The organism is Niallia sp. FSL K6-0212 (assembly GCF_038007605.1).
Taxonomy (GTDB): Bacteria; Bacillota; Bacilli; order Bacillales; family Cytobacillaceae; genus Niallia; species Niallia circulans.
On record NZ_JBBOXL010000001.1, the window covers coordinates 711,655 to 725,880 of the forward strand.

Sequence of the window (14,226 nt, forward strand, 5' to 3'; positions counted from 1 at the left end):
TTATATATATTAATTTACTCAACCTTAAAGGATGTCTGTCTGCTGTAATTGTATGAATAACATAATGAATGAAAATGAAGAACGATGGGAGGATTAAAATCTTTTAGGAGGGATTGCAGGGAAAGTAGGCAGAAAGGGGATTACTTTCCCTTTAGCAAAGTTTAACTATGTATCTTTTGATGGCTCTTACGTCTATTTGATCGTTCCTTTACTGCTTGCATTATTATTAAGCATATCTTTTTCAAAATCATCACTAATTAAGTATTCCACGCTTGTTCCTAGTTTAGCGGCTACTTTTTCTAAGAAGTGTAGAGAGGGATTATTTTGTAAGCCTCTGTCGATGTTGCTTAAGTATGTTTTGGATACCTCCGCCTCTTTTGCCAACCTAGATAACGAATAACCTTTTCGCTGACGTAAATATCGAATTCTTTCGCCAATCATTCATTCTCCTCTTTTCCTTTAGGTACTCTTTATTGTAATCAAACCTTCCTCTTTTAATGTTTCCAAGAAGGAACAAACATGCTGCTCGCATTTTCGTTGTGTTACTTCATATTTTTCCATTAAGATAGCTACCACTCGGTCAATCGAGATTGGCTCCTTTATTAATTCCCAAATATCGCCTCCAATATGACCTAAATTATAGTATTTGCTATTCGCAATGCTTAACATTACTTTTTCTCCATTCATATCACTCACAATGTGTCCTGGAGTTTGTACAACGATAGTCTGTTTATTTATTTGCGCTTGTGTTTTCCTCATTTGTCTTCTTCTCCCTTTTGCTTTGTTAAAATAAGCTCTACCAGTTCATTTGCAGTAAAGCGAGATTTCGGCCGTTCGATTTGATAAATAGAGGTACTTTCTAAGAATTTAGATGTGGTTATTAAGTGCCATTCCAATAAACCTAATGGTTGAAGAAAGCTGTTCCGAAAAGTATGCTTATACAATATTTGCAGCCGTTCAAGATTCCGTTTTTCTTTTATTTCAATCTTCTCTCCGTCCTTTTTTGTGAGCTCAAAAAGGCCAGCCAGCGGGAGACAGTTTGTTTCAAATTGCTGTTCTATTGGCACACTAAATTTCTCTTCTCGATAAGCAATCGGTTTGAAAGAAAGATTAGTCATTTCAAACTCATGCAAACTCTCTAGCCATAACTTTTGATAGGGATAGGTAGGGATAACAATTGGTTTTCCGTCTTTATTTAATTGGACTGGAATAATGTCGTCACTTATCAATTTATAGCCTTTTTGTAAAAATGCTCTTGCTAATGTAGACTTGCCTGCGCCACAGTCCCCTACAATGGCATATACTTTCCCCTCAATCACAATTCCACTGCCATGAAGAGGAAGAATTCGTTTTTGCATGAGCAGAATACCCATACATGTACCTAATAAATAGAGGCGCATTTCATCCATTTTATTTGCCGACAATAACGTGATAGAAATGCTTTCCCCTTTTTCGATTAAAAATATTGCGATATTTGGAACATGGAAGAGAACCATATCCCTCTCTATGACAAAATAGTTATTTGCCTTTGCTTTAGCATTCCAATATTCCCGCAGGTCTTTTTCTTTAATCACTAGTTCTGGAATGACTTCTACTTTTTCTTCTTTGCATAACTCTGGCAGCATGAACTCGCTGTACACATGGCATCCAAAAGCATAATAACGAAATGCACTTTTTGTTATCATATGTCCCTCCTACACCTTCTTCCTTATCCTATCAAAAAGAAAAGCCTCTACCTTCTTAACAGCGAAGGATGGAGGCAGATCGAAAAAATATAACTATTATGTCCTAAAAGTGGAATTGATCATTAGCTCCAGCCAAGATCAGGGAATGGCGTTCCAGTTTCATAAGTTGCATCTAACTTATTGTTATTAAATGGTCCTGCCATTGTTTCTTTTACATCTAAAACTTCTAAGTTTGGCTCTTTCCATTCAAGCTTGTTCATCTTATCACCTCCTTTCAAGTTGTAAGATCTAGTATCTTCCTACTCATCCTGCCAACTTTAGCTTTTTTAAAAACCGATACACGATAATGCTTCTAAACAATGCTCGGACATCAGGATCCACTGCGAGTTCAGAAATTGCTCCTTTTTCTAGCTTATCCAGTCCCCTTTTCAAGCAACTATAATTAATATAGAAAAGAATCGCTGGATCTTTTGAAACCTCCCTAGCCTCCTGCAATAGACTCTTCCAATGGGGAATTACTCGATAAAGCCAGTCCGTCCCTTGAGCCCCTCTTATTTGCTGATTCAGTCTTATTTCATCAGGCAAATATCCTTCCGTACTTCTTCTTATCAGAGCACGATCCATTCCCTTCTGTACATACTGATCTTCTGGAATAGACAAACAAAAACGAATAACTCGTAAATCATTTGTCGGGTCTCGACTGATTAATCCATATTTCAGCGAAAGTTTGGTCATGAATGTATTGGAAGCATTCCAGTGAAATAAGTCATCAAAATGCCTTCTCCTTTGCTCAAATGCGTTTAATTCAGAAAACCATCCTGTTGCATCAATTCCTGCTTCTGCTAATTTCGTATATATGCTTGTTTTCGCTGCAAACTCTGGATTAATCAACGGCGGCGGCCCTCCCGTTGTATATTTCTTCCTTTGCTGATTTAAAAAAGGAAAAGTTTCTCTAAGCACCATCGCAGCAACCCTTTTCCGTGGTCTTGCAATGTTTTTGCTATATGCCTCCACTTCTTTATAGAGTTTAAGCAATCTACATTGTTTTAGTAGAAGAGGAAAATAATCCTGCACTCCTCCCCACGATATAGACAGGTTTCCTCGATTTCCATTCAGAAGAATGCCTATGTCCCGTTTTTGTGCCTCTTCAAAAATCCCCTTAATCCAAAAGGAATTTTCAAAAAACTTATAGGGCATTTCCATTATTTCTAAAAATTCGTCTAACTGTGTGTAGGAATCTTCCCCTTCGAAATCTAGGTAATGATCCTGTAAATGGCCAATATAATTCACTGTTTTATTTACAAAGGCTGATTCATTGGCTACTAAATTCTTCGGACCAAATGGAATAAAGTCTTTTGGTGGTATATAGCTAAAAGTATGTAAGCCAGCATCTCCTCTAAGATGTTTGGCTGCCAAACTGACAACCGACCCTGAATCCAATCCACCACTTAACTGAGACCCAACTTTTTTATAGGTTCTTAGCCTTGCTTGGACAGCTGATTGATAAACCTCCTGAAACGCTTCTACATAATCATTATCAGTAGGTAGATGTATTGGTTTTACTTCAGAGCTTATCTGACTATATCTCTTTACTTTTTTCCGTCCTTTTTCAATTGTGATGCTATGTGATGGCGGCACTTGCTCAATCCCGATAAAAGGCGTAATGGAAGAATCAACCGTATCTACTACTCCAGCAATAGCTAAATATTCAGCTAGCCATTCCTCATTTAACCGCTGCTTGACATTTGGTAATTTCAATAACGATTCTATTACCGTTGAGAAGTAGAACTGCCTTTCCTTATACACATAATATAAAGTTCTGCTTCCCGAAAAGTCTCTTGCACCAAATAACTTTTGCTGCCTTTCATCCCAAAGAAAAAAGGCAAAATCTCCAATCAGATATTTCGGAGTTTCTTCCCCCCATTTAAGATAAGCAAGAAGAATTAACTGCGTATCAGAAATGGTTTGCTGCAAGGAGCGATCAACCTGCAGGGATTGAAACAATTCCATTCGGTTATCAATAATAGAATCAGAGGTAATTACCACTCCGCTTGTTTTATCAAAATAAGGATTTCTCTCTCCAATTGATTCTGGTGTAATCCACTGTGCATGACAGCCAAGAAAAATATTCATCCTGCTATATACTTGAATATCATCGGAAGGGAATCCTTGAAACCCATTCATTATTCTCCTAGCGTGCTCTGTTGCTATGCTCGCTTGATTTTCATATAAGATTCCAGCTATACCACTCATTTATTGTGCTCCACCCTCATTTATTCTTAATAAAGAACGAAACAGTTAAAAAAATACGATTACTAAGTAATGTGCTCCTAACATATTCTTTATTAAGAACATATCATACTACAGACTTCCTAGCAATACCTGTTTATAAATTTATCGCGAGATTTTTAAAGGTTATTTCATTCATTATTTGTTTCCATTCTAGAGAGAATCGATAAATATCCTCTTCAACTAGCTCACTGCCAGTCTGCACTTCAATAATTTCCATTGTACTGGTTGCTCTTAAAGCATGCTTTGTTCCTAGGGGAATATGAATAACATCCCCTGACCGAATATGCTGTAGTTGATCATCCAATACTAGGACACCTTCTCCTTTAACAACTGTCCATACCTCACTTCGTTTGTAATGAACTTGATAGCTCAGGTTCTTCCCGGTTTCTACACATATTCTTTTTGTTAAAACTTCATTTCCTTCGAGATATTTCGTATGTTCCAATACCTTATACCAGCCCCACCTTCTCTCTTCAAACATAGGTCTTTCTATTAGGTCTTTTAATATTTCCTTCACTTGCAGACTATCCTCTTTATTTGTTACTAAAATACCATCCGGACTTGCCGCCACCACCACATCATTTAAACCTATTAGTGTAATAGGGATATCCAACTCATTTACAATATGAGAATTGGTTATACCTTTACTAACAAAGCCCTTTCCACTAATCGGGGTTTGCATTTCCTCTGTTAACGTATTCCAGGTTCCAAGGTCTTTCCAAGAGCCCGTATAGGATAAAGCAATTACTTGCTCTGCCTTCTCTGCCACTTCGTAGTCAAAGCTATTCTGAGGTAATAGGTGATATTGACTTACTAGTTGCTCATATTGAATAGGATAGCCTCTTTCCAACAAGATATTAAGCAGGTATTCGATTTTGAAAGCAAATACCCCACTGTTCCATAAACCGCCACTTTCTATTAGTCTTTCTGCTTCTTCTTTTCTCGGCTTTTCCTTGAAAGTGGATACTCGCATATAACTCCTCTCTTCTTCATCAAAAGGAACCATATATCCATATTTTTCAGAAGGATAGGTTGGCTGCACTCCTATTAAAGCGAGGTCTGCATTACTTTCTATTACCGTTTTCTCAAGCTCTTTTACCTTCGAAAAAAAGTGATTCTCTACAAAAGGGTCAACAGGAAGTATCGCTATCACTTCATGAGGACTGCAGCCTTTAACAGAATATAAATAGACAGCGGCTAGAGCAATTGCTGGAAATGTATCTCTTCTTGTTGGTTCTACCACAATAGGCACTTGTGTTCCAACTTGTATTTGAATCATTTCCACTTGCGATTTACTTGTTGCAATCAGCGAATCCTTGGCAAGATCATTTTTTTCAAGCTGTCCCCACACTCTTTGAACCATCGATTCCTTATTGCCCTCTTCATCGGTTAACAATTTCAGAAACTGCTTTGAACGGGCATCATTGGATAACGGCCATAGACGTTTTCCAGAGCCGCCAGACAATAAAACAAGTTTCAATTCCATCCTCTCCTTCTAGAAATTAAGCCAATGTTTGATTTCCGGCTAATTCTTGGGAAACAAGCATTTTTCTTAACGCTCCCTTTGTTTGCGCCAATTGCTTATATTCCCCTTCTTGTATTACCTTTCCAGATTCCAATACCATTACCTTATCTGCATTTCGAATCGTTGATAGACGATGAGCGATTACGATTATCGTCATTCTCCCTTTTAATTGGTCAATAGCCTGCTGAATCTTCTGTTCATTTTCACTATCTAATGCACTTGTTGCTTCATCTAATATGAGAATAGCTGGTTTTCTCAAGATGGCCCGCGCCAAAACGAGACGCTGGCGCTCTCCCCCTGAAAGCCTTATTCCTCTATCTCCAATAACCGTATCCAATCCTTCCGGCATTTGTTTAACAAAATTCTCTGCAGCAGCAAATGACAGAGCTTGCCATAATTCCAGTTCTGTCGCCTTTGGTGCAACCATTAATAAATTTTCTCGAATGCTGCTATGAAATAAAAAAGGCTCCTGAGCAACATAACTAATAGAATTCCGATATAACAGTAACTCCTCCTCTGTTAACGATTTTCCGTTTACAAGCAATCTCCCTTTTTCAGGCTGCAGCAAACCCATTACTAAATCGACTAATGTCGTCTTTCCCGCTCCTGACGGCCCAACTATTGCAGTTGTTTTCTTAAGCGGAAAATGAATATTTACGTTAGTTAGTGTCCAGTCTTCCTGAGATGGTTGATAGCGGAAATAGACATGGTCACATTCTATTGCTTGTTCGAGAGTAAATGGCTCCCATTCCCTTGTGCGAAAGGTACTCCATTCTTGGCTTTTGTTACTTTCCGCTTGAACACGCAGAACATGATCTAATGCCGGAAACATGGAAACAATTTGTTCTACATTACTTTGCAAGGAGGAAAACCGCGGCCATAATCTTGAAAAAATCAAAATAATTACCATAAGCTTCTCTGGTGGCAGTTTAAGAAAGGAAAAAGAAATAGATACAAAAAGGACAATCAAGATACCAGCCATCAGCCGATAAATGAATACAGACTTAGCGTTTAAGCGAACTAAATTCATCACATTATAATGAATTAAATGAGACTTAGACTGAAACCAATCAAAAAAAGATGGCTCAAGCATATTGCTTTTCATATCTTTCATTCCACTAAACTGTTCTGTAATTCCTCCAAAGTAATCGTTCATTAACTCTGTTGTTTCTTTGCCTATTGTTTTAGAATTCCTTACGAATTTCCTCATAAAAATACTAAGTAACCCACCAATAATTAAGACTATGCTTGTTAAGGATGGTGATAAGAGAAAAGCCAGCATTATTTGAACAATAGTAAAAAATACAATGCTGATTAATTGGATAATACTATGTGTTCCCACGCCGACTCGTGATATTTCTGTTGTTAGAATATAGTTAAAATCCGACTTTCTTTTTCTCAGCATATATTCCCACTTCACTTTGATAAGTGATTCATATGTCTCTAGTCGCAGCTGTTTAATAAAGTTCTGCTGGATATCTGTATTTAAAATCGTTTGACTCCGTTGCAGCAAAGCCTGACCACCTATCAATAGAAGATAAATCAATAAGACAGAAGTCAAATTTAGTTGAAATGGCAGCTTTTCCATTGTTGCTACTATTAAAGTAATAGGAAACAGATCATTTATCTGCATATTCAACAATCCAATAACAGCAAGCATTGGTATTAAAAGATAAATGCTAATTCCTTCAAGGGCACTTATTAGAATGCTAAGAAAAATATTAAGATACATCTTCGTTCCAGTAACTGCCTGCAGTTTCTTAAAAAAAACAATAAGATTTCTCATTTTCTAAAGTCTCCTAAGTGAAACTTTTTGCTTTAAAATTACTCGCCACAGCCATAAAATTGGTCTTAATGGAAGGTAAAGAAAGTGCAATGATTTTGGTAAAGGAAGCACTTCTGCATCCCATGAATTAGCATAGAATTTCCGAATGATGTAAGCTGCCTTCTGCTTAAATGGTTTCATCATAAATAGATACTTTTTTCCTTCCTTATCCCATATCTTATCTGGAGGATGAAAAAAGTTGATTCTTTCTCTCATGAATAGAAAAGCTTTTTGTGCAAGTCCCTTCGATTGCTTCTTTATCTTTCTCTGATACCTTTTTGGGCTTAATTGTAGGTTTTCTACTAAATAGAGCACTTGTTGATAGAGGTGGCAGGATTTATTTTCCATAAAGGCCTTTGGACAACTATTAATATCTTCTTCTCTCTTCAGCAGTTGCACAATATCTACTAGCCATCGAATACGAAACCAGCCATGACGTGCCCCATGTGTAACAAGATAATAGCACAATATTTCCTCACCTAAAGTATGGAATGCTGTTGACCCTATAGACACCGTTTTGCGATTATTCCATAAGTCTTCAAAGCTCGGCTCTTTACTAGGACCCGGATGAAGTCTCCAATGCACTTCCACTTTGCAATTTTTCTCTTTATGAAGGAATTCAAGATGATGGTTTCTTTTTTGCCAATCTTTTAATTTTCGTGGTGGTTCATACTCCATTTCATATCCCTTTGCTTGCAGTATTTCTATCGTTGACTTTAAATCTTGAAAGGAAATCAGAATGTCAAGATCGTTGGAAGTTCTGGAAGATAAGTCTCCGTACAAATAATAGGAAAGAATTGGTCCTTTTAAAGTCAGCATGCGGATCTTATTCTTCGTTAATGCAGTTGAAATATTATCTAGTTCTTTGATCAATTGAAGCATTTTGATTGTATTGTCTTTATATAAATCCTCTACTATTTTGACTACGTTGTTAGGCAAATAGGGAGAGTCTATGCTAGACAGTCTTAAATAGATGGATGGATACACTTTATGAAAATAAACCAGCTGAAGAAACTCCTTCCAATCTACCTTTTTATAAAATTCCTCTATCAGTTTTATGGAGTCTTCTTCCTCATTCAATAGCCTTAATAACAACTGCAGTTCATTGGAACAGCTATGCAGATCAATTTCTTCTGATCCCTTCATTCTTTTCACCTCTTTTACTCATACCACCGGCAAATGTATTCACAACGGTAAAACGTTGTTTACCGCGTGCACCTGTCACATAATGCGAACCACTTCTAACCCATGCATGTGCTTCCATTTTGCCTGCTGAGTCCCTTGCGATACCTAGATATAAAGTGGTTGGAATCTTTCTTCTATTTAACATTCTCGTTGCTGCAATGGCTTGGACAAGGCAGGCACTTTCCCAAAATGTATATTTGCTCATCGTCTCAATCGCCAATGATACATCTTTTATCATCTTTTCATTGCCATTTACCTGAACTTCCGTTTCCATCGATTCTTCACCCAGACTAGGAGCAACTTTCGCGAATGGCAATAGTTTCAAAAACCTACCTCTTGCCAAAAAAATAAATGCCTCCATCATTAGGCATTTTAGTTTAAAATCCATTTTGATAAATTTCTTGACTTTCCGTATCACTCTAGGCATCCTTTTAAATCTACCTTTACTAGTAAATTATCTGCTAATAATTCTGCTAAAAAATATTCTACTTGCTGCTCACATTCTTCTTTTGAAACTTCATAGTCCTCCATTAACATTGCTACTATTTGCTGCTCACTTATCGGATACTTACAATATTCCCATATCACAGTCCCTATTTCTCCAATCTTGTAATACGTATTATTTTGCTCATTCCATATATACATTTGGCTATTTAATTCTTTACATGTATTTTCTTTGTTAACTTGATAAAAACAATCTCTCGCTAACTCCTCATTTAATAACATCATCATCGCTCCTAACTGATTGATTGTTTCTTTGTCCAGTGAACGTCTGAAATGATATAAGATTTTACTACATTGATATTCGTTGTCTTTTCCCAAATTTGCTGTTTGTGCGCTATTTTTTCCTCTATAAACTGTTTGAATTCTGTACGAAACCGTTCCGGAGAGAAATTCAAAGCATGCTCTCGACAATGGACTGGATTGAATGGTAATCGTTCGAATTGCTCCACAGCCCTTCTTATCACTTCTGGTGTTTGTTCATAGAAGAAATACCCAGTTGGATGAAGCGATTCATTGTATCCTTTGACCGTTTCTAAGGATCCCCCTTTTCCATAAGCAATGACTGGCGTACCACAAGCCTGTGCTTCTAAAGGGGTTATGCCAAAGTCTTCTTCCGCTGCAAAGATAAAACCTTTTGCCCGCTGCATATGGTCTTTTAACACTTCCAAGGATTGATAGCCCATCAAGTGAACATTTGAACCTGCTTTCGCCTTAATTTTTTTAAAATCTGGACCATCCCCAATTACGATTAATTTCTTATCTGGCATCAGAGAAAATGCTTCAACTATTGTATCTATTTTCTTGTAAGGAACCATCCTGGAAGCAGTAAGATAGAAATCCTCTTTGTCTGGATAGAAGCTAAATCTAGAGACATCCACGGGCGGATATACCGTTTGCGATTCTCTTTTATAAACCTTCCAGATTCTTCTTCCAATAAAATCAGAATTAGACATAAAAAAATCTACACCATTTGCTGTTCGATAATCCCAATTACGAATTTGGTGCAGCAAAAATCTAGTTAAATATCCTTTTATACCTTTATCCATCCCTGCTTCTTTTAAATATTGGTGCTGAAGGTCCCAAGCATAGCGAATAGGAGAATGAACATATGAAATATGAAGCTGATCTGGTCCAGTTATGACCCCTTTTGCTACAGCATAGGAGCTAGAGATAATGAGATTATATTTAGATAAATCTAATTGTTCAATGGCTAATGGCATTAAGGGAAGATACGCACGATACTTCCTTTTTGCAAAAGGAAGCTTTTGAATAAAAGTCGTGTTCACTTTCTTATGTTGAATAAAATGCCGATCTTTCTCATCTAAGTAATCGACTGTACTGTAAAGGTCTGCATCTGGATAAATCTTGAGTATCTCCTCTAGTACTTTTTCTGCCCCATTATAAACTACCAGCCAATCATGGATAATTGCTGTTTTCATGGGAATGCCTCCTTTTTATCATGCCTTCTTTCTCTTATGCAGCCAGTGTTCAGAAGTAGCCTCCTGTTCACTTGCTAAAGCTTTTTTCATTCTCCATTCATTGATTTTGGTATCAATAAACGCTTTAAATTCTTTTTGAAAACGTTCATTCGAAAAATATAAGGAGTGATTTCGGCAATCAATCGAATCTATCTGGATATGCTCAAATTTTTGGACAGCCGCCGCAATTGCTTCCACATTTTGTTCATAAAAAAAGAGCCCTGTTGGACTAGTAGATTCATTGTATCCTCTAACTGTCTCCCGAGACCCGCCTTTCCCGTATGCAATAACAGGTGTTCCACATGCTTGTGCTTCTAATGGAGCAATTCCAAAATCCTCTTCCGCAGCAAAAATAAAGCCTTTCGCACGCTGCATATAGTCCTTTAATACTTCAAAAGGCTGGTATCCCATCAAAATAACATTTGACCCAGCTTTTGCTTTAATTTTCTTAAAGTCCGGACCATCTCCTATGACAACTAGTTTCTTGTCTGGCAATAAAGAAAAAGATTCTACAATGGTATCTATCTTTTTGTACGGTACCATCCGTGAGGCGGTTAAATAAAAGTCTTCTTTCTCATCTCTTAACGTGAACGCAGATACATCTACTGGAGGATATACTGTCTTGGCTTCCCTCCGATACGCCTTCCAAATTCTCCGCCCAATAAAGTCAGATACGCACATAAAAAAATCCACACCATTTGCTGTTCGATAATCCCAGTTTCGAACATAGTGCAGAATGAACCTTGTGATCCAGCTTTTTATCCCCTTTTCAAGACCCGATTCCCTTAAATATTGATGCTGCAAATCCCAGGCATAGCGTATTGGTGAATATACGTAAGAAATATGCAGCTGATCCGGACCTGTTATCACTCCTTTTGCAACTGCATGAGAACTGGAGATGATTAAATCGTATTTAGAAAGATCTAATTGCTCGATTGCTAACGGCATAAGAGGAAGATAATTACGATACTTCTTCTTCGAAAAAGGAAGCTTTTGTATAAAGGTTGTTTTCACCTGTTTATTTTGAATAAAATGCCGGTCTTCGGCTTCTAGATGTTCGACCGTACTGTATAGATCTGCATCTGGGAAGAGTTTAAGTAATTCCTCCAGCACTTTTTCCGCCCCGCTGTAGACTACTAACCAGTCGTGGATGATGGCTGTTTTCATAAGATTCGACCTCCTTCAGTATGCTTGCTACTAAAAAACTATTATAAATTTATTAGTTTTACTCATACATTTTTGTTAATTGTCGATTTATGTTTCTGAAATTTATTTATATAGATTACACTAAATAGTAATTGCAAAAGTGATTTATATGAATCTATATAAAGGGTGAATAATGACCTATAGTTTACACCTATCTTACAGCTTGCATGTAAATTTATAATCCATTTTGCAATCGAACTGCTCACTACTCCCAACGCTGCCGCTTCTCCACCCATAAATCTATATAAAAGTACTGTAACAATTAACCCCACTATAATACCTAAAATCTCCGAGCAGGTAATTCTATGAAACTTAGCTTCAGCAGTTAAAAAGTTGACTAATATCGCATTTCCTATCGAAAAAGGGACACTGCTTAAGAGTATTACCCCCATAATGATGGAATCTACAAACTCTTTCCCATAAATTAAAGGAATCACTAAAGGCAACACACTACTTAAGAATATTGATACAAAGAATGTCCCGTAAAATAACGTCCCATGTATTCTCTCCACTTTCATATATCTCTCGGTACCCTTTAAATCCATTAATTTAGGCATCAAATAGACACTTATTGCTCCATGAATTAGGGATATTAACATATTTCTAATACTTACAGCTACTGTATATAAACCTAAAATAAACGGACTTAGAACTAAGGAAATCACCAACTGATCCATTTGATTACCAAAACTAGATGTTATGGAATAACCATAAATTTGAATACCTCTTTTTGTTAATTCTTTCGTTTTATTTAAAGTGTTATTTAATGTTGGTTTTATAAATTTTAAAACCATTAACAAGGAAATGATACAAATAAGAACATTCAATAAAGTAGTTATAACAATGAAATTATAGACATTGTATTTACCAGCAAAAATAAGACCTAAAATTATTGTAACAATCCCAAATGGCGTCATTAATTTAATCGCCATCACATGCTTAAACTTATTGATACCTTGTAGACTTCCTATTAGACCATGTGACATTATTGCAAAAGGTAATGCTAGTAATGATATTTTTGCCATATTTATAATAGAAGCGGGTTGATTGGAGATTATCATTGGAAAAACTATAAAGCCGATAATTAAACCAATAGGACCTATAATAGCATTAAGTATAAAATACGCACTTAAATAACTGCTTTGTTCTTTATTATTTTTCTTTCCTAAGAAAGTAAGTGCACCAGGCAACCCAAACGTAAAAAGCAAGATGAATAAATTTGGCCATCTAGTTGCTATTGCCAATTCCCCTCTCCCATATGCTCCTAAATAACGTGCGCTTAATATACCAGTAATTAAATTGATAATCATTATAAATAGATTGACAGATAAACTAGATAAAAATAATTTTTTCATCTAATAGCTCCTATTATTACGATAGTTTTCCACATTTATCCCTATATTCATCTAACCTCAATTGCATTTTCATATACTGTTAATCGCTGCTTTGCCGCTTGATTCCAACTATATTTTTGTGCAGTATGATAAGCATTCACTTGTAAATCATATAATAATGCCGGTTGGTTAATTAACTTTTCAAGAGCATTCCGCAATAACTCTTTATTTCTCCTCGGCACCACAAGTCCATCATGCATATTGGTCAAAATATCTAACGGACCTGGTGTTTCAAAGGTGATTGGCGCCAGACCACAAGCCATAGCCTCTATTAATGTTTTTCCAAATCCTTCAGATAAAGAAGGAAAAAGATTAATTTGGTAATGTTCTAGTAGTTCCGGCAGTTCGCTATGTTTATATTTTTCCATTACCTTTACTCTACTTCTTACCTCAGGAATGTAATCTTGATAGACCTTTTCCCTATTACACCCTGTTCCCAGAAAAGTTAGTTCTATATTTGGATACTTCTGAAGTAGTTCATTCATTACTTCCGAAGTATATTTTATCCCTTTTCTTTGAATGTAACTCCCAATCTGTACTATTTTAATTGACTTACTGTCATCCTTTTTCCGCGTAAATTCTCTCCCTATAAAGTAATCTGGTATACCATTGGGAACAATATAGACGCTTTTAGGATTGACTTTGAAATGGTTGATTGCATATTTTTTATCATTTTCATTTAAGAATATAGATACATCAGACATCTTTATAGACTTAGCTACTTCCCAAAGTCTGAACCCACCCCAATATATAGGATATTTCCAGCTTAATTTCACATGGCCATTCTTTGATTCTTTTAATAACTCATGATGGGCTAAATGCTCTAATCCGTGACTACTAAAAACGGTAGTAGGACGATTTCTCATAGAAGATAATACCCAGCCATCCCCTGAAGCGACGTCTATCACATCATAATCATTCCATTTCATCTTATTCCAAGCTACTATCCATGGGAATAAAACCTTATCCGTTAGCCCCCCAGAAAAACTTTTTAAATCATCCATGAAATACGTATCGGCCTGCACACCTAACTCTCTAAGAGCATCTCTAAAAGCTATTCGAGTACCAGAAACTCCGGTATTTGGATCATAATCAGCACTTGATATTAGAGCTACTTTCATTTTCACACCTC

The 14,226-nt window shown here is 36.5% G+C and carries 14 protein-coding genes; all 14 read right to left on the bottom strand.

From position 1 onward, the window contains the following. Positions 1–192: 192 nt before the first annotated feature. The 14 genes from MHH96_RS03165 to MHH96_RS03230 all read right to left on the bottom strand — a co-directional run bounded on the left by MHH96_RS03165 (position 193) and on the right by MHH96_RS03230 (position 14,215). Complete coding sequence (locus MHH96_RS03165) at positions 193–441, bottom strand: helix-turn-helix domain-containing protein (RefSeq protein WP_095332661.1); 249 nt, start codon at positions 439–441, stop codon at positions 193–195. An 18-nt stretch (positions 442–459) separates the two neighbouring features. Next, a complete protein-coding gene (locus MHH96_RS03170; RefSeq protein WP_047942563.1) occupies positions 460–759 on the bottom strand; it encodes a lasso peptide biosynthesis PqqD family chaperone in 300 nt (99 codons plus the stop codon). Next, positions 756–1,685, bottom strand: coding sequence for a hypothetical protein (locus tag MHH96_RS03175; RefSeq protein ID WP_047942564.1), 930 nt, complete (start codon positions 1,683–1,685; stop codon positions 756–758). The genes MHH96_RS03170 and MHH96_RS03175 overlap by 4 nt, the downstream gene beginning before the upstream one ends. 122 nt (positions 1,686–1,807) lie before the next feature. Further along, the gene (locus MHH96_RS03180; protein WP_123258429.1) at positions 1,808–1,945 is read right to left on the bottom strand and encodes a paeninodin family lasso peptide; all 138 of its coding nucleotides are present in this window, start codon (positions 1,943–1,945) and stop codon (positions 1,808–1,810) included. A 43-nt stretch (positions 1,946–1,988) separates the two neighbouring features. Beyond that, positions 1,989–3,938, bottom strand: a complete 1,950-nt coding sequence (locus MHH96_RS03185; RefSeq protein WP_341116653.1) for an asparagine synthase-related protein — start codon at positions 3,936–3,938, stop codon at positions 1,989–1,991. Between the two features lie 133 nt (positions 3,939–4,071). Continuing rightward, complete coding sequence (locus tag MHH96_RS03190; protein WP_341116656.1) at positions 4,072–5,457, bottom strand: sugar phosphate nucleotidyltransferase; 1,386 nt, start codon at positions 5,455–5,457, stop codon at positions 4,072–4,074. Between the two features lie 22 nt (positions 5,458–5,479). Further along, positions 5,480–7,288 (bottom strand): ABC transporter ATP-binding protein, encoded by a 1,809-nt coding sequence (locus MHH96_RS03195; RefSeq protein ID WP_341116658.1) that lies wholly within the window; start codon positions 7,286–7,288, stop codon positions 5,480–5,482. Between the two features lie 3 nt (positions 7,289–7,291). Beyond that, positions 7,292–8,473 (bottom strand): nucleotidyltransferase domain-containing protein, encoded by a 1,182-nt coding sequence (locus MHH96_RS03200; protein WP_341116660.1) that lies wholly within the window; start codon positions 8,471–8,473, stop codon positions 7,292–7,294. Next, complete coding sequence (locus MHH96_RS03205) at positions 8,451–8,939, bottom strand: lasso peptide biosynthesis B2 protein (protein ID WP_341116661.1); 489 nt, start codon at positions 8,937–8,939, stop codon at positions 8,451–8,453. The genes MHH96_RS03200 and MHH96_RS03205 overlap by 23 nt, the downstream gene beginning before the upstream one ends. Continuing rightward, positions 8,927–9,244, bottom strand: a complete 318-nt coding sequence (locus MHH96_RS03210) for a PqqD family peptide modification chaperone (protein WP_095258143.1) — start codon at positions 9,242–9,244, stop codon at positions 8,927–8,929. Before MHH96_RS03210 ends, MHH96_RS03205 begins: the two co-directional genes overlap by 13 nt. Before the next feature lie 5 nt (positions 9,245–9,249). Next, entirely contained in the window at positions 9,250–10,455 is a 1,206-nt protein-coding gene (locus tag MHH96_RS03215) for a glycosyltransferase family 4 protein (protein ID WP_341116663.1), read from the bottom strand. Positions 10,456–10,473: 18 nt separating this feature from the next. Then, positions 10,474–11,661 (bottom strand): glycosyltransferase family 4 protein, encoded by a 1,188-nt coding sequence (locus MHH96_RS03220; protein ID WP_341116664.1) that lies wholly within the window; start codon positions 11,659–11,661, stop codon positions 10,474–10,476. A gap of 62 nt (positions 11,662–11,723) precedes the next feature. Further along, on the bottom strand, positions 11,724–13,055 hold the full coding sequence (locus tag MHH96_RS03225) for an oligosaccharide flippase family protein (RefSeq protein ID WP_341116665.1): 1,332 nt from the start codon (positions 13,053–13,055) through the stop codon (positions 11,724–11,726). Between the two features lie 47 nt (positions 13,056–13,102). After that, positions 13,103–14,215: a glycosyltransferase family 4 protein gene (locus tag MHH96_RS03230; protein ID WP_341116666.1), complete on the bottom strand. Its 1,113-nt coding sequence runs from the start codon at positions 14,213–14,215 to the stop codon at positions 13,103–13,105. Positions 14,216–14,226 lie beyond the last annotated feature (11 nt).

What these genes read in the sequence shown, in the direction of transcription:
- MHH96_RS03165 (WP_095332661.1), bottom strand. Translation starts at nt 441, where the DNA reads ATGATTGGCGAAAGAATTCGATATTTACGTCAGCGAAAAGGTTATTCG.
- MHH96_RS03170 (WP_047942563.1), bottom strand. Translation starts at nt 759, where the DNA reads ATGAGGAAAACACAAGCGCAAATAAATAAACAGACTATCGTTGTACAA.
- MHH96_RS03175 (WP_047942564.1), bottom strand. Translation starts at nt 1,685, where the DNA reads ATGATAACAAAAAGTGCATTTCGTTATTATGCTTTTGGATGCCATGTG.
- MHH96_RS03180 (WP_123258429.1), bottom strand. Translation starts at nt 1,945, where the DNA reads ATGAACAAGCTTGAATGGAAAGAGCCAAACTTAGAAGTTTTAGATGTA.
- MHH96_RS03185 (WP_341116653.1), bottom strand. Translation starts at nt 3,938, where the DNA reads ATGAGTGGTATAGCTGGAATCTTATATGAAAATCAAGCGAGCATAGCA.
- MHH96_RS03195 (WP_341116658.1), bottom strand. Translation starts at nt 7,288, where the DNA reads ATGAGAAATCTTATTGTTTTTTTTAAGAAACTGCAGGCAGTTACTGGA.
- MHH96_RS03200 (WP_341116660.1), bottom strand. Translation starts at nt 8,473, where the DNA reads ATGAAGGGATCAGAAGAAATTGATCTGCATAGCTGTTCCAATGAACTG.
- MHH96_RS03205 (WP_341116661.1), bottom strand. Translation starts at nt 8,939, where the DNA reads ATGCCTAGAGTGATACGGAAAGTCAAGAAATTTATCAAAATGGATTTT.
- MHH96_RS03210 (WP_095258143.1), bottom strand. Translation starts at nt 9,244, where the DNA reads ATGATGATGTTATTAAATGAGGAGTTAGCGAGAGATTGTTTTTATCAA.
- MHH96_RS03215 (WP_341116663.1), bottom strand. Translation starts at nt 10,455, where the DNA reads ATGAAAACAGCAATTATCCATGATTGGCTGGTAGTTTATAATGGGGCA.
- MHH96_RS03220 (WP_341116664.1), bottom strand. Translation starts at nt 11,661, where the DNA reads ATGAAAACAGCCATCATCCACGACTGGTTAGTAGTCTACAGCGGGGCG.
- MHH96_RS03225 (WP_341116665.1), bottom strand. Translation starts at nt 13,055, where the DNA reads ATGAAAAAATTATTTTTATCTAGTTTATCTGTCAATCTATTTATAATG.
- MHH96_RS03230 (WP_341116666.1), bottom strand. Translation starts at nt 14,215, where the DNA reads ATGAAAGTAGCTCTAATATCAAGTGCTGATTATGATCCAAATACCGGA.